The 21,268-nt window shown below is 63.0% G+C and carries 20 protein-coding genes; 1 reads left to right on the top strand and 19 read right to left on the bottom strand.

Features of this window, described 5'->3' with window-relative positions; translation table 11 throughout:
• Positions 1–10 precede the first annotated feature (10 nt).
• Genes Q7S20_14230 through Q7S20_14150 form a run of 17 tightly spaced genes read right to left on the bottom strand, consistent with a single transcriptional unit; the run spans position 11 to position 18,398 of the window.
• On the bottom strand, positions 11–958 hold the full coding sequence (locus Q7S20_14230) for a carbamate kinase (protein ID MDO8502988.1): 948 nt from the start codon (positions 956–958) through the stop codon (positions 11–13).
• A 58-nt stretch (positions 959–1,016) separates the two neighbouring features.
• Positions 1,017–2,753 carry a UPF0182 family protein gene (locus tag Q7S20_14225; protein ID MDO8502987.1) on the bottom strand — a complete coding sequence of 579 codons (1,737 nt, stop codon included), beginning with the start codon at positions 2,751–2,753 and terminating at the stop codon, positions 1,017–1,019.
• 1 nt (position 2,754) lies between these two features.
• The gene (locus Q7S20_14220) at positions 2,755–4,119 is read right to left on the bottom strand and encodes a phosphomannomutase/phosphoglucomutase (protein ID MDO8502986.1); all 1,365 of its coding nucleotides are present in this window, start codon (positions 4,117–4,119) and stop codon (positions 2,755–2,757) included.
• Between the two features lie 4 nt (positions 4,120–4,123).
• The gene (locus tag Q7S20_14215; protein MDO8502985.1) at positions 4,124–5,653 is read right to left on the bottom strand and encodes an NADH-quinone oxidoreductase subunit N; all 1,530 of its coding nucleotides are present in this window, start codon (positions 5,651–5,653) and stop codon (positions 4,124–4,126) included.
• Positions 5,650–7,254 carry an NADH-quinone oxidoreductase subunit M gene (locus Q7S20_14210; GenBank protein ID MDO8502984.1) on the bottom strand — a complete coding sequence of 535 codons (1,605 nt, stop codon included), beginning with the start codon at positions 7,252–7,254 and terminating at the stop codon, positions 5,650–5,652. Before Q7S20_14210 ends, Q7S20_14215 begins: the two co-directional genes overlap by 4 nt.
• An 8-nt stretch (positions 7,255–7,262) precedes the next feature.
• Positions 7,263–9,389, bottom strand: coding sequence for an NADH-quinone oxidoreductase subunit L (gene nuoL, locus Q7S20_14205; protein MDO8502983.1), 2,127 nt, complete (start codon positions 9,387–9,389; stop codon positions 7,263–7,265).
• On the bottom strand, positions 9,386–9,679 hold the full coding sequence (gene nuoK, locus Q7S20_14200; protein ID MDO8502982.1) for an NADH-quinone oxidoreductase subunit NuoK: 294 nt from the start codon (positions 9,677–9,679) through the stop codon (positions 9,386–9,388). The genes nuoL and nuoK overlap by 4 nt, the downstream gene beginning before the upstream one ends.
• Positions 9,669–10,223 (bottom strand): NADH-quinone oxidoreductase subunit J, encoded by a 555-nt coding sequence (locus tag Q7S20_14195; protein ID MDO8502981.1) that lies wholly within the window; start codon positions 10,221–10,223, stop codon positions 9,669–9,671. The genes nuoK and Q7S20_14195 overlap by 11 nt, the downstream gene beginning before the upstream one ends.
• Positions 10,220–10,714 (bottom strand): NADH-quinone oxidoreductase subunit I, encoded by a 495-nt coding sequence (locus Q7S20_14190; protein MDO8502980.1) that lies wholly within the window; start codon positions 10,712–10,714, stop codon positions 10,220–10,222. The genes Q7S20_14195 and Q7S20_14190 overlap by 4 nt, the downstream gene beginning before the upstream one ends.
• Complete coding sequence (nuoH, locus tag Q7S20_14185) at positions 10,714–11,997, bottom strand: NADH-quinone oxidoreductase subunit NuoH (GenBank protein ID MDO8502979.1); 1,284 nt, start codon at positions 11,995–11,997, stop codon at positions 10,714–10,716. The genes Q7S20_14190 and nuoH overlap by 1 nt, the downstream gene beginning before the upstream one ends.
• A complete protein-coding gene (locus tag Q7S20_14180) occupies positions 11,994–13,571 on the bottom strand; it encodes a 2Fe-2S iron-sulfur cluster-binding protein (protein MDO8502978.1) in 1,578 nt (525 codons plus the stop codon). Before Q7S20_14180 ends, nuoH begins: the two co-directional genes overlap by 4 nt.
• On the bottom strand, positions 13,571–14,884 hold the full coding sequence (nuoF, locus tag Q7S20_14175) for an NADH-quinone oxidoreductase subunit NuoF (GenBank protein ID MDO8502977.1): 1,314 nt from the start codon (positions 14,882–14,884) through the stop codon (positions 13,571–13,573). Before nuoF ends, Q7S20_14180 begins: the two co-directional genes overlap by 1 nt.
• Positions 14,885–15,367, bottom strand: a complete 483-nt coding sequence (locus tag Q7S20_14170) for an NAD(P)H-dependent oxidoreductase subunit E (GenBank protein ID MDO8502976.1) — start codon at positions 15,365–15,367, stop codon at positions 14,885–14,887. It abuts the gene before it with no gap.
• The gene (gene nuoD, locus Q7S20_14165; protein MDO8502975.1) at positions 15,364–16,677 is read right to left on the bottom strand and encodes an NADH dehydrogenase (quinone) subunit D; all 1,314 of its coding nucleotides are present in this window, start codon (positions 16,675–16,677) and stop codon (positions 15,364–15,366) included. The genes Q7S20_14170 and nuoD overlap by 4 nt, the downstream gene beginning before the upstream one ends.
• A 1-nt stretch (position 16,678) precedes the next feature.
• A complete protein-coding gene (locus Q7S20_14160) occupies positions 16,679–17,380 on the bottom strand; it encodes an NADH-quinone oxidoreductase subunit C (GenBank protein ID MDO8502974.1) in 702 nt (233 codons plus the stop codon).
• The gene (locus tag Q7S20_14155; protein ID MDO8502973.1) at positions 17,377–18,003 is read right to left on the bottom strand and encodes an NADH-quinone oxidoreductase subunit B family protein; all 627 of its coding nucleotides are present in this window, start codon (positions 18,001–18,003) and stop codon (positions 17,377–17,379) included. Before Q7S20_14155 ends, Q7S20_14160 begins: the two co-directional genes overlap by 4 nt.
• Positions 17,994–18,398, bottom strand: a complete 405-nt coding sequence (locus Q7S20_14150) for an NADH-quinone oxidoreductase subunit A (GenBank protein MDO8502972.1) — start codon at positions 18,396–18,398, stop codon at positions 17,994–17,996. The genes Q7S20_14155 and Q7S20_14150 overlap by 10 nt, the downstream gene beginning before the upstream one ends.
• Before the next feature lie 178 nt (positions 18,399–18,576).
• Between Q7S20_14150 and dcd the strand changes: the two genes are divergently transcribed.
• Positions 18,577–19,131 carry a dCTP deaminase gene (dcd, locus tag Q7S20_14145; protein MDO8502971.1) on the top strand — a complete coding sequence of 185 codons (555 nt, stop codon included), beginning with the start codon at positions 18,577–18,579 and terminating at the stop codon, positions 19,129–19,131.
• 335 nt (positions 19,132–19,466) lie between these two features.
• On the opposite strand, the gene Q7S20_14140 is transcribed toward dcd, so the two are convergent.
• Both Q7S20_14140 and Q7S20_14135 read right to left on the bottom strand, forming a co-directional pair.
• Positions 19,467–20,024 (bottom strand): PKD domain-containing protein, encoded by a 558-nt coding sequence (locus Q7S20_14140; protein ID MDO8502970.1) that lies wholly within the window; start codon positions 20,022–20,024, stop codon positions 19,467–19,469.
• A gap of 17 nt (positions 20,025–20,041) precedes the next feature.
• On the bottom strand, positions 20,042–21,112 hold the full coding sequence (locus Q7S20_14135; protein MDO8502969.1) for an IS630 family transposase: 1,071 nt from the start codon (positions 21,110–21,112) through the stop codon (positions 20,042–20,044).
• Positions 21,113–21,268: the final 156 nt, after the last annotated feature.

The raw sequence follows: 21,268 nt of genomic DNA, 5'->3' as shown, positions 1-21,268 counted from the left end.
AAGATGGAAATTAACGGGCTATGGTAGTCCCCGCGCGTCCGTGTACGGCGTCCAGACCGCGGCTCAACTCCGTAATTACGGCGCGTCCGCCGGTGCGGCGCACATACTCCACCGCGGCGCGTACCTTGGGGGCCATGCTGCCCTCGCCAAAGGCGCCAGCCGCGTCGAGTCTCTCGGCCTCGGCAGCCGAGAGACTGGTGAGGGCCCTTTGCGAATCGCGACCCCAATCGGCGTACACCGCGTTCACGTCGGTCAGAATCAGAAACAGCTCCGCACCCAGATCGGCTGCGAGTACGGCCGCGGCGGAATCCTTGTCCACTACGGCATCCACCCCCTCGAGGCCGAGACGCGCGTCGGCGTAGACCGGAATGCCGCCGCCTCCGCATGCGACGACCACGATGCCCTCGCGAACGAGCTGGCGTATCACGTGGATCTCGTGGATCGCGATCGGCGCCGGACTTCCGACAACGCGTCTCTGATGCCCGCGGGGATCCCGCTTCACCGCATGCCCTTCTGACCGAAGCGCGTCTGCTCTCGCCTCGGGAATGGCGTGCCCGATGAACTTCGTCGGTTCTGAAAGAGCGGGATCGGCCGGATCCACTTCGACCTGGGTGATGACTGTGGTCACGAGGCGCGGATTGCCGGCGAGACGCAGCGCGTTCTCGACCGACTGCTGGATCATGTACCCGATCCACCCGGCGGTGCTGGCGACGAGGACGCCGAGCGGCAGCGGAGCAACCTCCGAGCGCGCCACTTCGCTCCGCACCAGCTCGTCGCCCACCTGCGGACCGTTCCCGTGTACGATGCACAGGTTCCAGCCTTCGACCGCGAGATCCACTATCGGTCCGAGACTTTCACGCGTATGCCGGAACTGGTCGGCTATCGTGGATCGCTCGCCAGGTGGAGAGAGGGCATTGCCGCCGAGCGCAACGACGGCGGTTCTTGAATTCAGGTTCATAACGGATTACCGGGGAATACCGCCAATCGTAACCATCTTCCGCTGTCATCGTCCGATGTCATCGTCCGACAATGATGCCGAGCGAGTCGTATGCCGCGGCGAATGCCATGAGGTCTCCCGCCGAAAGTGCCGAGCGCATCCGGGCAAAGAGACGGCGCACCTCGGTGCGGAATGCGGCGTCGCTCGCCGGGCTCGCCGACCCCGGTGATGCGGACTCTGTCTGTCGTGGCCCCGACGTCAGCTCATCGAGCAGATCCGGCCCGCCCGGACGTATGTTGGCGGGGAAACGCGCCCGCCAGGCGACGGCTGTCGGATCCGGCGAGCTCGACGGGACGACCGTGACGCGGCCCGTCGCCGAGTTGACGAGAGCTGTACCGCTGTGCCTGAAGTAGGACCGCTCCTCGCCGGCGAGCGGGTAATGGCGGCTCAAGGGGTAGCTCGCGGACGCCGAGTACAGCTCGGCGATCCAGACGAGAGTGTCCCCGATATAGCCTGGAACGACACCGCTTCCCTGAGTGAATACAGGCATCAGTGACCGCACACGACGTCGCACGTCTCGATTGCGCGCGAGGCGGGCATTCTCGGGCAACGTGCTCCACGCGAGGTCGAGTCGCTGCTCGGACCACGCCAGCGCAAGCCGGCGGAGTCCGGTTCCGAGCAGCGGTGCGGCGACTTGCCGGCCGTGCAGCACGAGAGCCGCTCCCACTGCTCCTGGGTAGACGAGCGCGCTGTCCTTCGCCGACGACATGACCTTCGCGATGCGCGCGGAGTCAGCGAACGCAGCGAATCGCGTGACTTCATGCGGGGGCGGTTGCGGAGCATTTCTCGGCAGACCATACGCCCGCGCGGTGAAAGCGGCGCGTGTGGCGACGTACGGACGTTCCCTGGCGGCGATGGCGGTGGTGCCGGCGAATCGCCGGACCACGGACGGAAGAATGAGATCCAGCGCCACCGAGAATATCAGCACTGCGCTGATGGTGAAGAATCCCGCGCGAAGCTGTCCGGTCCATCCGCTCACGATCACGAGCGCTCCCGCCGCCACAGTTCCGACCGATAGCGAGAGATAGGCGGGAATCAGCCACTGATGATCCACATAGGAGAACATCCCGTCGGGTCCGCTTCCCTTTATCAGGAGCTCGTATCCGTCGAGCCGGTAGCTCCACGCCATCATGAGCAGGAACAGGCTGGCGAGAACCGACAGGTGACGCCGCACGCGCACAGATACCTGGAAAGCGCCGCGATGCCACCGAAGACTTGGAGTGAGAGCGTACAGACCGGTCACTATCACCGACACGAGTATCAGCAGCGCGAGGCACCACACGTATGCCGCGCTCTCGAGCGGCAGCCAGGCGGTGTAGAACCCGATGTCCATCTGAAAGAACGGATCGGTCTCTCCGAAGCGGACGCCCGCCCGGACGAGCGCAAGCTTGTCCCACGAAGGCACAGCGAGGGACATCAGGGCAGCCACGCCAGCAGCGAGCACGAACGCCGCGCGATCCAGGATCTTCCTCGGCACGGCTTCGCCGAATTCGACATTGCCCAGTCGCCGTGGGAAAGCCAGTGAGACGATACTGCGGCGGATGGCGGATAGATTGAGCAACGCGAAGAGGCCCGCAAAGACCGCGAAGCACAGCTGGATGGTGACGATGTCGCCGATGCGCTCGCGCCACAAAGCCACAGCTCCGAGCGCATCGTACCACGCGTGATCGGCATACAGCAGCGCGGAAACGCGCCCGAAGAGAAGAACGGCCGCGGCAGCGACGAACCCTGAGGCGAGCCGCCGCCGTGTGGTCATGTCAGACCGCGACGCCCTGCTGGCGCAGCCAGCCTTCCATCTCCGAGCGGATGGAGTCCAGATGCTCCTGCGTGCGGGCCTCGAAGCGCATGACGAGAACCGGCTGCGTGTTGGATGCCCTGATGAGTCCCCATCCGTCGCCGTACAATACCCGTACTCCGTCAACGTCTATCACGTTGTGCGCCGCGGCGAAATGTGCTCTTGCCGCATCCACGATGCCGAACTTCGCGTCGTCGGCGCAGTCCACCCTGATCTCGGGAGTGGAAACGAACCTTGGAACGTCGGCCATCATCTCGCGGACGCTCTTTCCTGTGTCGGCCACGATTCGAAGAAGTCGTGCCGCACCGTACAACGCGTCGTCGAACCCGTACCACCCTTCGGCGAAGAACATGTGACCCGACATCTCGCCCGCGATCGGTGCATTGGTCTCATGCATCTTCTCCTCGATCAGCGAGTGCCCCGTCTTCCACATCACGGGCTTGCCCCCCGCCTTCTCCACTTCCTCAGGGAGAGCCTGCGAACATTTCACGTCGAAGATTATGGACTGGCCCTTCCCCGTGCGCGAGAGAACGTCGCGGGCATAGATGATCAGAAGCTGATCGCCCCAGATGATCGTGCCGTCCTCGTCCACGACTCCAATGCGGTCGGCGTCGCCATCGAACGCGATGCCGAGCTCCGACTTCCCTTCCTTCACCGCCGCGATCAGGTCTTCGAGATTCTTCGGGACCGTAGGATCGGGATGGTGGTTGGGGAAGGTCCCATCGCTGTCGCCGAACAGGATGCGCGCCGGCACTCCGATACGATCGAAGAGCTTGCCGGCGACGATGGCGCCAACGCCGTTTCCGCAGTCAGCGACGCAGTTGATGGGCCGCGCGATCGTTCCGATTCGGCTTCCCACGTCTTCCACGTAGCGATCCACGATCTCTTCGCTGCGAAGCGCTCCCTTTCCCGAGGGAAACTTCCCGCCGGCAGCGATCTCGTAGATCTTCTGGATGTCGTCGCCGTAGACCGAGTTCCTGCCGAGGCCAAGCTTGAAGCCGTTGAACTGGGGCGGGTTGTGCGAGCCGGTAATCTGAATTCCGCCGGCGACGTTCAGGTTGTGCTGCGCCCAGTATGCCAGCGGTGTCGGGACAATTCCGATGTCCACGACGTCGAGACCGCTCTCGAGAAGTCCGGCGACGAGCTCGGCGTGAAGATCGTTTCCGCTCGGCCTGTTGTCGCGGCCGACTGCAATCTCCCCCGTGATTCCGTACCCGGCGAGAAACGCGGCGTATGCTCGCGCCACCACCCGCGCCACGTCCGGCGTGAGGTCCACTCCCGTCACGCCACGGATGTCGTACTCTCGAAATATGTTCCTGGACAGCAACCGGCTACCTCGCGACCGAAGCTGGCACCACTCCGGGCGGCGTCGCGGCGGCAACTGGCGGGACGATTCGGCTGCTCTGTGTCCACCGCGCGACGGGGTTCGGGAGAACTCCCAGAACGAGGATCAGAATCGCGGCTATCGCGATTACCGATCGGGTCCATCCGGAAACAGGCGCGACGGTGGCTGCGTCGTCGGCCCGTGGCCGCATGAACATTACCATCACCACATTGAGATAGTAGCCGGCCGAGACGACGCTCGTGAGAACGAGAATGACGGCGAGCCTGGTCTGCGGTACCGGTGCCTGGAGCGCCGACTGGATGATCCAGTACTTGGCGAAGAATCCGACGCCGCCGAAGATCGGGAAGCCCAGCAGCGCGAGCATGAAGATGGCCATCGCCGTCGCAAGCCATGGACGCACCCTCCACAGGCCCGCGTAATCTTCGATGTTGAGCCGCGTACCACCCGTCCTCTCCAGTGCGACGATCACGCCGAAGGCACCGAACGTCGCCAGTGTGTATGCCAGGAGATAGAACATGAATGCCCCGGTAGCGGCGGTAGTCGCGCTGGCGACCGCGACAAGGATGTAGCCGGCGTGCGCGATGCTGGAGTACGCCAGCATGCGCTTGATGTTCTTCTGAGCGAGCGCGATGAGATTGCCGCCCGCCATCGTGGCCACGGCGAGCCACCAGACGGGCCCGTGCCAGCTCGACGCCACGCCGGGAAACGCCTCCAGCCAGACTCGCAGGAAACCGACGAACGCCGCAGCCTTTACCGCCGCCGCCATGTACGCCGTGATCGGCGTCGGCGCTCCCTCATACACGTCGGGCGCCCACATGTGGAACGGCGCCAGCGCGACCTTGAAGCCAAAGCCGACGAGCAGCAGCGCGATCCCCACGACGAGCATCACGTTGGAGCTCAGTCCCACCTGCATCGCCCGCTCGCCGATCAGCGTGAGGTTGGTTGTCCCGGTAGCGCCGTACACCAGCGCGATTCCATACAGCAGGAATCCGGTGGAGAACGCGCCGAGGAGGAAGTACTTGATCGCTCCTTCGGCCGACTTTTCACTGCGACGGTTGAGACCCGCCAGCACGTATACCGCGATGGACATGATCTCGATGCCGAGGAATACGATCATGAGATCGCGCGCCGCCGCCAGCGTCATCATGCCTGACGTCGCGAACAGGAGAAGCACGTGCGATTCCGCCGCCTTCATCCCTTCCCTCGCGTTGTAATCCATCGAGAGGGCGATCGTGCCGATTGTCGCAAGCAGGAAGATGATGTCCGCGGTCCAGCGAAAATTGTCCACCGCGATGATGCCGGGCATCGTCGTGTCGGCGCGCGCCATGTAGTAGCCGATCGCCACCATTACCGTCACGCAAAGAACGATGCTGGCGACGCCGATGTTCCGCTGAAGCGCATCGCTCTCCGGCTTCCATGCCGCCCAGAGCAGCAGGACCATCGCGCCTCCCATGAGCAGGATGTCGGGCGCGAAGGCCGTCATCAGCTGGCCGGGAATCGAAAGATCGAAGCTCATCGGCGGGCTCCTTCGGATTCCGCGACGACCGGCGCGCCTGCCTGCCGGGCCGCGCGTGCGCCCTGCTCCACGTGCGTGACGAACGACTGGGCCGCGGTCTCCATCCGCCGCAGCACCGGCGCCGGATACACGCCAAGCCAGATTATGACCACGACGAGCGGCACCATCAGGGAGATCTCGCGCCAGTTGAGATCCGGGATGTTCTCGTTCTCCTTCTTGTCGAGCGGGTTGAACAGGATTCGCTGGATCGCCCACAGCAGGTAACAGGCGGCGAAGATCACGCCGGTAGTCGCAACGGTCGTGAACACCGGATACGGCTTGAAAGACCCGACCAGCACCAGGAACTCCCCGACGAATCCGTTGGTTCCCGGCAGCCCGATGCTGCTGAGCGAAACGAGCGTCAGAAGTGCGGCGAATATCGGCACAACCCGGGCGATGCCTCCGTACGAATCGATCTGGCGCGAATGCTTCCTCTCGTAGATCATGCCGATGAGAAGGAACAAGGCGCCGGTCGAGATGCCGTGATTGATCATGATCATCAGCGCGCCCTGTACGCTCTGCAGCGTGAGCGCGAAGATTCCAAGCATCACGAAGCCGAGATGGCTGACCGACGAATACGCCACGAGCTTCTTGAAGTCCGGCTGCACCATCGCCACCAGCGCCCCGTAGATGATCCCGATGACGGCCAGCGTGACGATGACCGTGCGAACTGTCGGGTTCATCGCTGCACCCGGGAAAAGCGGCAGAGCGAATCGCAGGAAGCCGAACGTGCCCATCTTGAGCATGATGGCGGCAAGGATCACCGAGCCGGCAGTCGGCGCCTCGACGTGCGCATCAGGCAGCCACGTGTGGAACGGGAACATCGGCACCTTCACGGCAAACGCCGCGAAGAACGCACCGAACAGCCACAGCGCCGCCTTCGGCGCCAGGGACGGATTCGCCAGCAGGTTGTCGTAGCTGAAATTCGGCGTGCCGCCCGCGCCGGCGTGAACGCCGAGGTACAGGATCGCGACGAGCATGAGCAGCGACGGCAGCATCGTGTAGATGAAGAACTTGATGGCCGCGTAGATCCGGCGCTCGCCTCCCCAGATCCCGATGATGAAATACATCGGTACAAGCATCACTTCCCACATCACGTAGAACAGGAAGAGATCGCGCGCCATGAATACGCCGAGCATTCCGCTCGTGAGTATCAGCATGAGCGCGAAGTAGGCGTGCACCTTCGTCTTGATGCTCGTCCAGCTGCCGAGCACGCACAGCGGCATGATGAAGGTCGTGAGCAGGATCATCATGAGGGCGATGCCGTCCACGCCGAGCGTGAAGCGGATACCCCACATCGGAATCCACGCCGCATCAATGGCGGACTGCCAGCCGGCATTCGAGGGATCGAACGTCCACCACATTCCCGCCGATACGATGAACTCGGCGAGCAGCACGCCGAACGCGATGAGGCGCGCCGACCTGTTGGAGCGCTCGAGACCCTCGGCGTCGCTCGCGCCCGGGGTCATGGCAAGCAGCAGCGCCGCTCCCGCAACCGGGATAAGCAGCAGCGCCGGCAGAACCCAGGCGTCGTATCCGATTGATCGGAGAATAGCTTCCATTTGCGGGATTACCGTAATGTCACGGCGCCGAGCACCGCGAGAACGCCGACGACGAGCACCCATGCGTAGGTGCCGACAGCGCCGTTCTGAAGACGCGATCCGAGCCACCCGAATGCGCGCGCCAGGGCGGCGCTTCCATTGACCAGCAGTCCGTCAATCAATCCCGCGTCAACGCCTCGCCAGAGCACGTTGCGCGAGAGTTGATACGTCGGATTCACGATCACGCGATCGTAACCTTCGTCCACGAAATACTTGTTGGCGAGGATGCGCTCGAAGCCGTGCTCCTCGGGCGCCTCCGACTTCGGCACGAGCCCCTCGGGCTTGAGCCGGAACGCGGCGAACACCATGCCCGCGATCGCCACGAGCACGGCGACGCCGATCAACGCGAGCTCGGTGCCTGCGTGAACCACTTCAGTCGCTGCGCCGGCGACGGCCGCCTCGGACGCGCCGACAACGGGATGCAGCCAGTGCTCGAGCGCCCCGACCGGGCCTGCCGGGATCAGCGCCGGAAGATTGAACCACCCGCCGGCAAGGCTCAGCAGGCCGAGGATGACGAGCGGGCCCGTCATTACCCACGGCGCCTCGTGCAGATGCGACCGCTCCGCCTCACCGGTCCGGTTGGGCCCGTGGAACGTATAGATCATCATCCGCGTCATGTAGATCGCCGTCAGAAGCGCGGAGGCGACTCCGAGCACGTACACCAGATAAAGAATCGTGCTTCCCGGGACGCCGAGCAGGCTGGATTCAGCGAGGGTCGAGTGTCCCGCGCGCGCGAACGCAGCGCCGAGTATCTCGTCCTTGGAAAAGAAGCCGGCGAAAGGCGGGATGCCGGATATGGCCAGCGTCGCGATCCACATCAGGCCCCAGGTGACCGGCATGTATTTCTTCATCCCGCCCATGTTCCGCATGTCCTGCGCGTCGTCATGGTTGTGCGTGTGGTGATAAGCCGCGTGAATCGAATAGATGACCGACCCCGCACCGAGGAACAGCAGCGCCTTGAAGAAGGAGTGAGTCATCAGGTGGAACAGGCCGGCGGTGTACGCGCCCACTCCGACGCCGATGAACATGTACCCGAGCTGCGATATGGTCGAATACGCCAGCACCTTCTTGATGTCCCACTGCTTGAGGCCGATCGTCGCCGCAAAGATGGCCGTCACCGCTCCCACCAGCGCCACTGTCAGACTCGCCACAGGGGCGAGCGCGAACAGCACCGAGCTTCGCGCGACCAGGTAGACGCCGGCCGTGACCATAGTGGCCGCATGGATCAGGGCGGACACAGGCGTTGGACCGGCCATCGCGTCGGGCAGCCACACGTATAACGGGATCTGCGCGCTCTTGCCTGCGCAGCCGAGGAACATGAAGAGGCACATGGCGGTGAGAAGCGCGGTCCCGAGCGGCAGCGTTGCGGCCGCGGCGTTCACGCCCGCGAAGTCGAGCGTCCCGAAATTCGCGAACATCAGGAACATCGCCACCAGGAACCCGAAGTCTCCGATCCTGTTGACGATGAACGCCTTCTTGCCGGCGTCGGCATTCGCCTTGTCGGAGAACCAGAAGCCGATCAGGAGGTAAGAGCAGAGTCCGACGCCTTCCCATCCGACGAACAGGACGGGATAGTTGGCGCCGAGGACCAGCACGAGCATGAAGAACACGAACAGATTGAGATACGCGAAGTAACGCGGGTAACCCGGATCTTCGCGCATGTAGCCGACGCTGAAGATGTGAATCAGCGCCCCCACACCGGTGATGATCAGCACCATCACCATGGACAGCTGATCGAGCTGCAGCGCGGCGTCAATCTGGAGATTCCCAACCGGCATCCAGCTGAAGTACCGCTGGATGAACGGGGCTTCCAGCGTCACCGACCGCATCTGCGAGAAGATGGCGAACGCCAGCCCGAACGTGAGCACCAGCACGAGAGGCCCCATGATGCTGGAGATCGCCGCATAGCGATGCGGCGCTACCTCTGCGCTCTCTGCGCTCTCTCTGATCTCTGCGCCTCGTGTCGCTGCGCTCAGCAGCGACACTCCGCCGTTGATCACGAATCCGAGCAGCGGGAGCACGGGCAGCAGCCAAACCCATTCGGCGATGGTACCCGTCAGCGGATGAGCTTCCGCTGCTATCTGGAGTAGCATCATCCTTTGAGGAGATTGATGTTCTGCAGGTTCACCGATTGGCGGTGGCGGAAGATCGAGATGATGATCGCCAGCCCGACGGCCGCTTCAGCCGCCGCGACGGTCATCACGAACACCACGAATACCTGTCCCGCGGCGCCGTAGTACCGGGAGAAGGCGATGAACGTCAGGTTGACGGCGTTGAGCATCAGCTCGACGCACATGAAGATGATGATCGCGTTGCGGCGGATCAGCACGCCGACCACGCCGATCGTGAACAGAACCGCGGAGAGCGCAAGAGACTCAGCCAGCATCGCTGTCCCTCCGCTTTCCGAGAACCACCGCGCCCGCGATCGCCACGAGCAGCAGCACGCTCGTCAGCTCGAACGCCAGCAGATATTCATTGAAGAGCGGTCTCGCCACAGATCCGACCGCACCATACTTCTTCATCTGATCCACGGCGAAGCCCGCCGGTACCTGGAACCGACCGGCGATCCGCGTCCGCGAGATCGCCATCAGCTCCGCCAGGAGCCCGAGCCCGATCAGCGCCGCCACCATCACCGGCCACTTTCCGCGAGCGTCGGCGATTTCCGAGGGATGCCCGAGATTCAGGAGCATCACTACGAACAGGAACACGACCATGATCGCGCCGGCATAGACGAGCACCTGCATCACGCCGACGAACTGGGCGTCGAGCAGAATGTAGAGCGCGGCCAGCGAGAACATCGTGTTCACCAGCCACAGCGCCGCTGCAACCGGACTCTTCCTGGTGACGAAGGTGAGCGCCGAAGCGATCGCCACGACGCCGAAGAAGTAGAAATGGAACGTGTAGAAGAGAGGATAATGTTCCTGCATCATTCTCCCTTTGGATCGTCGGGGTCCCACATCTCGCACACGGGATGCGTCTGCGCCGTCAGGCGCTCGAGATCGTAGACGAAGCCGGCGCGGCTGTATTCCGAGTTCTCGTAGTGCCGCCCGACGTGGATCGCCTCCTCAGGGCAGACTTCCTGACAGTATCCGCAGAAGATGCAGCGGAATTCGTCGATCTCGAAAACCAGCGGATAGCGGTTCCCCTTTTCGTCCTCACCGGGCACGAGCTTGATGCAATTGGCCGGGCACACCGTCGGACAAAGGCCGCATGCCACGCACTTCGCCTGTCCCGTCTCGGTCGTGAGCATCCGGTGCGTTCCCCGCCAGCGCGGAGACATCGGCCACTTCACCTCGGGGTACTGGACCGTGACCTTGGGCTCCAGCAGGTGCCTGAAGGTCATCCCCATTCCCTTGAGCGTGGCTCTGATGTAGCTGACGTCCTCGATATTACGATCCAGCACTTTCACGCCGATCGCCATTATTCGGATTCTCCTGTCGCGAGGGGAGAACGACTGCTTATGCGCTGCAGTCGCGCCAGCCTTTCCGCCTGCACCCGGCCATATGCCGGGCTCAGTATCCTGCCCCGGTCAAGAATCGCGAACAGCACGACAACGAGCGCCATGTTTATTGCGCCAAGGATGGACGCATACATCGCTCCTTCCTTGATGCCCGCCGAATCGAGAATGAGGATCGCCGCCGCGATGATGATTATGTAGGCGAGCGCCAGCGGCAGCATCACGCGCCATCCCAGCGACATGAGCTGGTCATAACGGAAACGCGGAACCGTCCACCGGATCCAGATATACACGAACAGGAAGAAGGCTGTCTTGAGCAGGAAGATCACGATGGACAGCAACGTGAGCCATCCGCTGTACGGACCGATGTTGTCGCGCCCGGTGAACGGCACGTCGAACCCGCCGAAGAAGAGCGTCGCCATCAGCGCGCTCGCCGTGATCATGTTGCAGTACTCGGAGATCGGGAACAGCGCGAACTTCATCGCGCTGTATTCCGTGTGGTAGCCGGCAACCAGTTCCGTCTCCGCCTCCGGAAGATCGAACGGAAGGCGGTTCGTCTCGGCGAATGCCGAGACCATGAATATGAAGAACGCGATAGTCAGGTTGACGATGTTCCATCCGCCGTACGCCTGCTGCGTCACGATCGAGCTCAGGGTCACGTTGCCCGCGAGGAGCAGCACCGGGATCGTGGACATGCCCATCGAGATCTCGTAAGAGATCATCTGCGCGCTGGACCGCAGCCCGCCGAGCAATGCGTACTTGTTGTTGGACGCCCAGCCGGCAAGCACGATTCCGTACACGCCAAGCGACGAGATCGCCAAGATGAACAGGAATCCGACCGGAAGGTCGGCGACGACCATCGGGATCAGACCCCACCGTGTCGGGAGCGGCGCGCCGAAGGGGATCACCGCGACCGTGGTCATCGCTGGAATGAACACGAGCACCGGAGCCAGTATGAACAGCGGCTTGTACGCCGCGGTTGGATACGTCTCCTCCTTCATGAAGTTCTTCACACCGTCCGCCACCGGCTGCAGCCATCCGCCGCGGCCGCCGACACGATTGGGCCCGTGCCGACCCTGAATCCACGCCGAGATCTTGCGCTCGGCGAGAGTCAGGAGCGCCGCGCTCATCATGTAGACAATGAACACGATGATCATCTTGATCAGCGTGAAGATCACGAAGACGCCGGTACCCGGCGGCGGCAGCTGCGGGTTGGCGATCTGAAGAAGCGCGATCGGAGCGATCATCGAGTCGCCCCCGCACCGGCACTCATCACGGGAAGCCCGCGCATGCCGAGCGAGTCGTATGACAGGCCGGCGAAATCAGGCTTCGTCTCGGCGAGATTTGCGAAGACGTCGGACGGAAGGAAGAAGCTCGTCTGGGCTCCCAGTGCACCGAGAAGGTCGCCGAGCACGAGCCAGCTCGGCCTTGCCTGCCCAGGGGCGGCCTTGGCCTGCATGAATCGCTGCACGCGCCCGCGAAGGTTCGTGAACGTCCCCTCTTCTTCGGAAAAGTTGGAGATCGGCAGCACGACCGCAGGCTTCTCGATGCCCTTCGGCATTGTCGTTCCGATCACGATTACCGAAGCGGCACGCGAGGCAGCATCTATGGAAAGACCTTCGAGATCGTCGTCGGCGATGATGAGCACGTCGCCCTCTCCGAGCCCGTCGAGCGGCGCGTCCGACCGGAAATAGCCCATCATCTCCGCGCCCGCGACGTTGGCGGCGCGATCGCGCCGAAGGGCGAGATCCTCGACGCCGGGCAGCGGCGCTTCCTCACCGGTGGCGACACGGAAAACGCCGGTGCCGCCGTTGTGCTCGATGAGCTGCGACAGCAGGAACAGCGCCTCGTTGGAGAGGCTCGGCGACGCCAGAACGAACACTCTCGCGCCGCGCAGAATTGTCGCAGCGGAATTGATCGCTGTCTCCCACTCGGTCGCGGCGAGGACACCGCCGGCGCGCACCATCGGCTTCTCCGCTCTGTCCTGCCGGTTCATCCACCGATAGTTGAGTCGGCCGTTGTCGCACATGAAGAACTTGTTGACGTCCTCGTTGGGACGCGGCTTGAGACGCGCGACGCTGTTGTCCCGCACCTCGATCATGATGTTGCAGCCCTGGGTGCAGCCGGGGCAGATGGAAGCAGCGCGGTCCAGTTCCCATGCGCGCGCCTTGTTCAGGAAGTCCTTGGAAAGCAGCGCACCGACCGGGCAGAGGTCAATCACGTTCGCCGCCCACGGGTGCGTGAGATCCTTACCCTCGAACTTTCCGATGAGCGCGCGGTCGCCGCGCTCGCTGACGTTGAGGACCGTATCGTGCGCGAGATCGTCCATGAAGCGCACGCAACGGGTGCAGAGGATGCAGCGATTGGGGACGTACATCACGTCGCCGCCGAAATCCTCCACCGGATTGAATCGCTTCGGGTCGCGGTATCGCGAATCCGCACGCCCTTCCTGATACGTGAAGTCCTGAAGCTCGCACTCGCCGGACTGGTCGCAGATCGGACAATCAAGAGGGTGATTGATGAGCAGGAACTCGAGCACTCCCTTCCGCGCCTCGAGAGCGCGTTCGGTGTGGACGCGGACGACCTGGCCTTCGGCCACCGAAGTCGCGCACGACGGCGCGAGCTTCGGCGCCTTCTCCACCTCGACGAGGCACATCCGGCAAACGCCCGGAATGGGAAGACTCGGGTGATAGCAGTAATGCGGAATGAGGATGCCCGCGGTCTTCGCGGCCTCGAGGATGGACGTGCCCTCTGGCACGCTTACGGGCCGTCCCTCGATCGTGAGGTTGACCATCTTCTGTTCAGCCATCTGCTCAGCCATCAGGCCACCGCCGCCATCACGGAGTGCACACGCTTTCCATGGATCAGCGCCTCGAATTCGCTTCTGAACTTGTTGATGCCGGAAATGACCGGGGTCGCGCACGAATCGCTCAACACGCAGATAGTGGTGCCGGTCATGTTCTCAGCGATTCCCATCAGCGTGTCCAGATCTTCCATCGTGCCCTGCCCGTCCCGGATGCGCTCGAGAATCTTCGTCGTCCACGCCGTGCCTTCGCGGCATTGCGTGCACTGCGCGCAGCTCTCGTGGGCGAAGAACCGCGCCAGCCGCGCGATCACGCGCACCATTGACTGCGAGTCATCAATGACGATGACGCCGCCCGATCCAAGCATCGAGCCCTGGGCGATGAAGCCCTCGTAATCCATCAGCGTCGCCTCGGCTTCCTCCATCGTCTGGATCGGGACCGACGCGCCGCCCGGAATTACGGCCTTGAACTTCTTCCCCTCGGGAGGGCCGCCGCACAGGTCGTTCAGGAATTCCTTGAACGGGAAGCCGAGCACGACCTCATATGTGCCCGGCAGTCGGACATTCCCGCAGACGGAGAACAGCTTGGAGCCCGTGCTCCTGGGATTCGACAGCGACATCCCCTTGTACCATTCGGCGCCCTTCATAAGGATCGCCGGAACGGCGGCGAGGGTCTCGACGTTGTTGATCGTCGTCGGCTGACCAAACACTCCCGAGACCGCGGGGAACGGCGGCTTGATGCGCGGATTGCCGCGCCGGCCCTCGAGCGAGTTCATGAGCGCCGTCTCTTCGCCGCAGATGTAAGCGCCCGCGCCCTTGTGAACGTACATGTCAATGCGCTTGCCGGTGCCCATCGCGTTGGGGCCGAGGATGCCCGCGTCGTACGCTTCGCGCACGGCGGCTTCCATCCGGGTCAGCGGCTCGGTGAACTCACCGCGGATGTAGATGTAAACCGTTTCGGCTCCGATCGCGTATGCGGCGATCGCGCATCCCTCGATCAGCCCATGCGGAGTCCAGCGCATGACTTCGCGGTCCTTGAACGTGCCCGGCTCCGATTCGTCGGCGTTGCAGCACAGGTAATGCGGCTTGCCGTCGCCCGGCTTCATGAACGACCACTTGAGCCCGGTCGGAAATCCGGCTCCGCCGCGACCACGCAGCCCCGATTCCTTGACGATGTTGACGATGTCGGCGGGAGCCATGCCGAGCGCCTTCTCGAGCGCCTGGTAGCCGCCCCGCTTCTTCCAGCCGTCCAGTGAGCGCGCGTCGGAATCGCCGAAGTACTGGGAGAGCACCGGCGTCTCGCGCGGATGCGATTTGTGCGGATAACCCATTTATGGAAGTCTTGCCAGGATTTCCGGAACTGTTTCCGGAGTGACCGACTCGATGAACTCTTCGTTGATCATGACAGGTGTCGCGAACCCACAGGCGCCGAGGCACTCGACTTCGATCACCGTGTACTTGTTGTCGGCGGAAGTGACGCCCAGCTCGCCGGTGCGCGTGTGCTGCAGGAACGCCTTCACCACATCCTCGGCTCCGCAGACTCCGCATGGCGACGTCGTGCAGACCTGGATGAAGTATTTCCCGACCGGATGCTGGTGATACATCGTGTAGAACGTCACGACGCCTTTCACGTAGGCGGGTGTCAGATCGAGCACCCCCGCAACCTCGGCCATGGCGTCTTCGCTCACCCACCCGCGCTCGCGCTGCACTATCCATAGCGCGGGGAGCAGCGCCGCCATCTTCGTAGGATAGCGGCCGAGGAGCGTATCGAGCTCCTTGCGCGCAGTGGCGGTAAAGACAGGCTGATGGCTCATCGGTCGATCTCTCCCATGACGATGTCAATGCTCGCGTTGATCGCGATGACGTCGGAGAGGAGGTGTCCCTCTACCATCTTCGGAATTGCGGCAAGGTTGATGAAGGAAGGCGGACGGATTCTCCAGCGCACCGGCTTGGACGTCCCGTCGGAGACCATGTAGTAGCCCTTCTCCCCCTTCGGGCTTTCGACGGCGACGTAGGACTCGCCGGCGGGCGGACGCGGACCTTCCATCACCTGCTTGAAGTGATGGATCATGGATTCCATCTCACTCGTCGCCTTGGACTTGGGCGGAAGAATCACGCGCGCATCGTCCACGTTGACAGGGCCGTCGGGAAGTCTGTCGGCGGCCTGCTGGAGAATGCGCACGGATTGCCGCATCTCCTCCATGCGCACGAGATAACGGTCGTAGACATCGCCGTTGGTGCCGACGGGAACATCGAAGTCGTAATTCTCGTATCCGAGGTATGGGAAATCCTTGCGCACGTCGTAATCCACGCCCGACGCGCGAAGCATCGGGCCGGAGAGTCCCCAGTTGATCGCTTCGTCCGGCGTCATCACGCCGAGACCGATCGTGCGTCCGACCCAGATGCCGTTCTTCGTGATGATGCGATCTACTTCGTTAATCGTGTGCGGGAGGGTGCGCATGAACTGGCGCAGCCCGTCCATCCATCCGGACGGGATGTCCGCCGCCATTCCGCCGACGCGCGTCGCCGATGTGGTGAGTCGCGCGCCGACCCAGCTCTCGAGCAGATTGTAGACGTTCTCGCGCTCCTGGAACGCCCACAGGAACGGCGTAAACGCGCCGATGTCAATGCACGTCGTGCCGACCCAGACCAGGTGGGAGATGATCCGCGAAAGCTCCGCAGCGATTACGCGAAGGACTTCGCACCGCTCGGTGATGTCAATGCCGAACAGCCGCTCGGCGCCGAGCGCGAATGCGACGTTGTTGCCGATCGAGTTGAGATAATCTTCGCGATCGGTCCACGGGATGATCTGGTTGTACTGGCGGTACTCGCCGATCTTCTCGAATCCGCAGTGCAGGTAGCCGATGTGCGGAATGCAACGCACCACCGTCTCGCCGTCGAGCTCGAGCACCAGCCGAAGCACCCCGTGCGTCGCCGGATGCTGCGGCCCGATGTTGATGAGCATGTGATCGCCCGAAAGCTCGGGTTCCATCGCCAGCGGCGCGGAAATCTCGAGCGGAGAGCCGCCATCGTTCGTGACCAGCGGAACGCGCTGCGGCCTGCCCTGCGCGTCGAGCCCTGTCGTGGACAGCTCGACTTCGATCGTACGATTGCCTGATGCCATTCTACTCACCCGTCCGTTCACCGGTGCCGAGGCGCTTCCGCATGTCCGCGGGCAGATCCTCGAATGCGTCGGCGATCGCAAGCTCTTCCATCGAGTATTTCGCTTCCGGATTCTGCGTGAGGGCCTGACGAAGCTGCTCGGCGCGGCTGAAGCGGCCGCGCAGCGGGAAATCCTTGCGCAGCGGGAATCCTTCCTTGTACTGCTCCCACATCAGGATGCGGCGGAGATCCGGATGCCCCACGAAACGGATGCCGAACATGTCGTAGCACTCGCGCTCCATCCAGTCGGCAGCCTTCCAGAGTGGCCAGACACTTGGCACTTCCAGCGGTGCGTTCTTCGCCAGCATCGCCTTGACGCGAAGGAAACGCCGGAACGGCAGCGACCGAAGATGCCAGACCACTTCGATGGGGGTCTCGAAGTCACGATACTCGACTGCGGTGACGTCGCTCAGATAATCGTAGCGCTGATTGGGATCGTCACGCAGCCATTGCATGATCTCGCCGATGCGGGACGCTTCGACGTACACGGCCGTCTCGCCCCACACCACTTCAGAGCGCTGGACGGCCCCCGGAAAACGTGCGGCCAGAGCCGAGGCACTGGGATTGGGCTCGCCGCCGCGGTGCTGCACATTCCGCGGCGTGATCGGCGGAGAAACTTCGCGCAGCGCCGAACCGGTGGTGACGATGTCGAACTTGTCCGTCACGGTGCGGAGCGCGTCTGGTGGACCGAATTGCCGAACGGCTCTCCCAGCTCGTCAATGACCGACGGCGGGATGTAGAGCTGGCTCGAGGGGTCGGGATTCATTTCGTCGCGCAGCCGGTTGTCCACGAGCCGTTCGGCCATGACCTTCTCCTGGAGCATGCGGATTCCATAGAGTAGGCCTTCAGGCCGTGGCGGGCAGCCGGGCACGTACACGTCAACCGGAATGATCGTGTCAATTCCCTGCACCACCGCGTAGTTGTCGAACATGCCACCGGTCGAGGCGCAGGCACCCATCGAGATGCACCACTTTGGCTGAGGCATCTGCTGCCAGATGCGGCGGATGACGGGGGCGAGCTTGAACGGAACGCGGCCGGCGCAGATCAGGACGTCCGCCTGTCGCGGAGAGAAGCTCATTCTCTCCATGCCGAAGCGGGCGAGGTCGAACCGGCTGGCCGCGGTGGCCATGAACTCGATCGCGCAGCAGGCCGTGCCGAACGGCATCGGCCAGAGGGAGTTCGCTCGTCCCCAGTTGACGAGGAAATCCAGGCGGGTCGCGACCCAGCCTTCCTGACTTTCGGGTTGCCAGGAGACCGTGCGGGTCTCAGGACGTGCCGCTAATCCCATTGCAGTGCTCCCTTCTTCCAGACGTAGGCGAGCCCGACGAGCAGGATCGCCATGAATACGAGCATTTCACCGAGACCGAAGAACGTGATCTGTCCGGCCGGGCACGCGCCGGCGACGAGCTCGGCCGTGCAGGAAAGCTGTCTATAGTAAACGGCCCACGGGATCATGAAAACGGTTTCGATGTCGAACACGATAAACAGGATGGCGACGAGGTAGAACTTGATGGAGAATCGCTCTCTGGCGTCGCCGAGAACGGGGATGCCGGACTCGTAGGGGGTCTGCTTGACCGGAGTCGGGCGTGAGCGCTTGAGGAGTGCCGACAACACCACTATCAGCAGCCCATTCATGACCACGAATCCAAGCAACATCAGGACAGGCAAGTACGCGCGACTCATGGAGTTCCCGACTTCGTGAAATATTTCACTAACTGTAGGCGACAGGAATCTATCGTGTTCGATAGCGCGGATGGAAGGGGGATGACCGTAGCCCGAAGCGTTCCGATTCCATAGATTTCCGCGCCTGCAATATCGCGTGCACGAACGTGGCGCACCTCCGCAAAATCCCATCCAGGAAATGTCAATTCAGTCCGATCGCTGGATCACCCAGATGGCGCTCGAGCATGGGATGATCGAGCCGTTCGAAAGCAGCCAGGTCAGGTCGGGGGTCATTTCGTACGGTGTCAGCTCCTATGGCTACGACATGCGCGTGGCGAGCGAGTTCCGGATTTTCACGAACGTTCTCAATTCCATCGTGGACCCCAAGAATTTCGACCCCAACTCGTTCGTGGAATTCAACGGCGACGTGTGCATAGTGCCGCCCAATTCGTTCGCGCTGGCGAGGTCGGTGGAGTATTTCCGGATTCCGCGTAACGTCCTCACCGTGACGGTCGGCAAGTCCACGTATGCGCGGTGCGGGATAATCACGAACGTCACGCCGCTGGAGCCCGAGTGGGAGGGTCATGTGACGCTCGAGATTTCCAACACGACTCCCCTTCCCGCGAAGATCTACGCCAACGAGGGAATCGCGCAGGTGTTGTTCTTCAAGGGAGAGGAGGAGCCGCTGGTTTCCTATAAGGACAAGAAGGGAAAATACCAGGGGCAGACCGGGGTGACGCTGCCGAAGCTGTGATCGGGTGGAGCGTTTGCGGGGCGCGCTGACGCCGCCGCAATAAAAAAGGTTCTTCGAGGAATTCCGGGGGCATCACCTTAAACATGTAGGCGGCCAAGAGTGTGTCAGCAGTGGGCTCGAGCCGATTCAACTGAGAAGGGCCGACCGCTGGCAGGTCGGCTGTTCTCAGTTATCGAACGGATAGCTCACGGCTTCCGACCGACAGGTGCTTCTTCCTTGAGACAAGGGCGGCGTTTCCCATTAATCCGTGAAGAACCCAAAAAGAGGGGCCCCAACGGAGCCCCTCTTTCTCTTGCCGCAGCGACTGCATCTCACGATGCCGCCGCTGTCATACGTTACCTGCTGAGACTCTTCACGGATACTCTCTGCGTCGCGCTCGTCTGGAGACCGGCCGCATCGCTCACCGTCAGCGTGACTGAGTAAGTGCCCTTCGCTGAATAGGAGTGGCTCGCCCTCGGATTCGCCGCGCTCACGCTCGACGTACCGTCGCCGAAGTTCCACGAGTAGCTGGCAATTCCCGAGTCGTCGCTCGAGCCCGATGCATCGAACGAGCAGTTGTTCTTGTTCGAGGGACAGCTGACCGAGAAGCTTGCGATCGGAGCTGCATTCACCGGCGGGGGACTCGGTGCCGGCGCCGGCGCAGGGGCTGGCGCGGTCGCAGTATCTCCGCTGCTGGATCCCGCCACTCGGAGAAGCCTGTTCGGCGAGGTACCGACGAGTCCTGTCAGGACGCCATTCGTTGCCGACGAGACGAGCGCCTGTGCGACTGCCGCCGGTGACGCTCCCGGATTGCTCTGCAGGTAGAGCGCAGCCGCCCCAGCGACGTGCGGCGCGGCCATTGACGTTCCGCTCGCCGTTCCCGTCGCGTAGTCGTCGGTATTCCATGCTGACATGACGCTCACGCTAGTACTTACTTGAGTAAATCAGAGTAACGTGATTTGAGCGGGACTTGATGCACAACTTCTTTCGTCCACTCGAACGGATGGGCCTCCGTCTTCCATGCGGCCAGGAAGCGATCGATCGCCTCGCGCAACGCCCGTACGCTGGTGAAACTGACGCCCGCCAGCGCGGCGCGCGCGAGGATGCTGAACCAGACTTCGATCAGATTGAGCCAGCTCGCGTGCGTGGGCGTGTAGTGCAAGTGAACGCGAGGATGGCGAGCGAGCCAACGGTCGTGCTTCGGTTTATGGGTGCTCAGGTTGTCCAGGACGACATGCAGCTCTTGGTCCGGATAGGCCGCGACGACCCGATTCATGAAATCGAGGAACTCCACCCGCCGGCGGCGGCGGTAGTGCCCCGCCACGACCCGGCCCGTCGCAACTGCCAGGGCGGCGAAGAGTGTCGACGTGCCATGCCGCTTGTATTCATGCGAGAAGCCCGTCATCGCCCGTCCATTGGGGAACTTCAAGTAGCCCTGAGCCCGCTCCAGCGCTTGAATATGAGGCTTCTCATCAACGGAGATCACCAAGGCGTTCTCCGGCGGGCGCAGGTACAGGGCGACGATGTCGGCCGCTTTGCGCGCAAACTCTGGATCGGTACTGATGCACCAACTCCGCCGCCGCGCGAGAGCGATCTTGTGCTTCCGCAAAATCGCCCATACCTGGTCAGCCGAGACATCTCTCAGTGCACGGGCGACGAGCCGGCCGTTCCACTGCGCATAGCCCGGCGGCGGCGGCGCATCGAGTTGCGCCAGGATCCGGCGTTCCGTCGCCTCCGTGTAGAGGCGCGGCTTCCCGGGACGCATCGCATCCCTCAGGCCGGCCAGCCGCTGCGTGGCGAACCGCGTGCGCCACTTGCTCACCGTAGCGGGCCGGGTGCCGAGCGACTCGGCGATGGCGTTCGTCCCTTCGCCGGCTGCCGCGCGCAAGATGATGCGGGCACGAAAGGCTTGCCGGTGCTCGCTTCGCCCGGCGCGCGCCCACCGGCCGAGCGTGTCGGCCTCCTCTGGCGCGAGCGTGACCGGCACCGCAGCATAACTCATGGCACTCTCCACACGGAAGGTACCACACCTTATGCTATAACGGCTTCTATGTCAAGTAAGTACTAGGCTAGTGTCGTCCGTCGTCCAAGCAGTTTGTCGTCCAAGCAGTTTTTCGAGCGGGTCCTGGTTACAAGGGGGAGAAAGGCGGCTGGCTCC

The organism is Gemmatimonadaceae bacterium (assembly GCA_030647905.1).
In the GTDB taxonomy this organism is placed as follows: domain Bacteria; phylum Gemmatimonadota; class Gemmatimonadetes; order Gemmatimonadales; family Gemmatimonadaceae; genus UBA4720.
Note: the sequence above shows the minus strand (reverse complement) of the source record. Positions and strands in the feature narration are given on the sequence as shown.

Coding starts and splice junctions, on each gene's coding strand:
- Q7S20_14230 (MDO8502988.1), bottom strand. CDS start 958: ATGAACCTGAATTCAAGAACCGCCGTCGTTGCGCTCGGCGGCAATGCC.
- Q7S20_14225 (MDO8502987.1), bottom strand. CDS start 2,753: ATGACCACACGGCGGCGGCTCGCCTCAGGGTTCGTCGCTGCCGCGGCC.
- Q7S20_14215 (MDO8502985.1), bottom strand. CDS start 5,653: ATGAGCTTCGATCTTTCGATTCCCGGCCAGCTGATGACGGCCTTCGCG.
- Q7S20_14210 (MDO8502984.1), bottom strand. CDS start 7,254: ATGGAAGCTATTCTCCGATCAATCGGATACGACGCCTGGGTTCTGCCG.
- nuoL (MDO8502983.1), bottom strand. CDS start 9,389: ATGATGCTACTCCAGATAGCAGCGGAAGCTCATCCGCTGACGGGTACC.
- nuoK (MDO8502982.1), bottom strand. CDS start 9,679: ATGCTGGCTGAGTCTCTTGCGCTCTCCGCGGTTCTGTTCACGATCGGC.
- Q7S20_14195 (MDO8502981.1), bottom strand. CDS start 10,223: ATGATGCAGGAACATTATCCTCTCTTCTACACGTTCCATTTCTACTTC.
- Q7S20_14190 (MDO8502980.1), bottom strand. CDS start 10,714: ATGGCGATCGGCGTGAAAGTGCTGGATCGTAATATCGAGGACGTCAGC.
- nuoH (MDO8502979.1), bottom strand. CDS start 11,997: ATGATCGCTCCGATCGCGCTTCTTCAGATCGCCAACCCGCAGCTGCCG.
- Q7S20_14180 (MDO8502978.1), bottom strand. CDS start 13,571: ATGGCTGAGCAGATGGCTGAACAGAAGATGGTCAACCTCACGATCGAG.
- nuoF (MDO8502977.1), bottom strand. CDS start 14,884: ATGGGTTATCCGCACAAATCGCATCCGCGCGAGACGCCGGTGCTCTCC.
- Q7S20_14170 (MDO8502976.1), bottom strand. CDS start 15,367: ATGAGCCATCAGCCTGTCTTTACCGCCACTGCGCGCAAGGAGCTCGAT.
- nuoD (MDO8502975.1), bottom strand. CDS start 16,677: ATGGCATCAGGCAATCGTACGATCGAAGTCGAGCTGTCCACGACAGGG.
- Q7S20_14155 (MDO8502973.1), bottom strand. CDS start 18,003: ATGGGATTAGCGGCACGTCCTGAGACCCGCACGGTCTCCTGGCAACCC.
- Q7S20_14150 (MDO8502972.1), bottom strand. CDS start 18,398: ATGAGTCGCGCGTACTTGCCTGTCCTGATGTTGCTTGGATTCGTGGTC.
- dcd (MDO8502971.1), top strand. CDS start 18,577: ATGTCAATTCAGTCCGATCGCTGGATCACCCAGATGGCGCTCGAGCAT.
- Q7S20_14140 (MDO8502970.1), bottom strand. CDS start 20,024: ATGTCAGCATGGAATACCGACGACTACGCGACGGGAACGGCGAGCGGA.
- Q7S20_14135 (MDO8502969.1), bottom strand. CDS start 21,112: ATGAGTTATGCTGCGGTGCCGGTCACGCTCGCGCCAGAGGAGGCCGAC.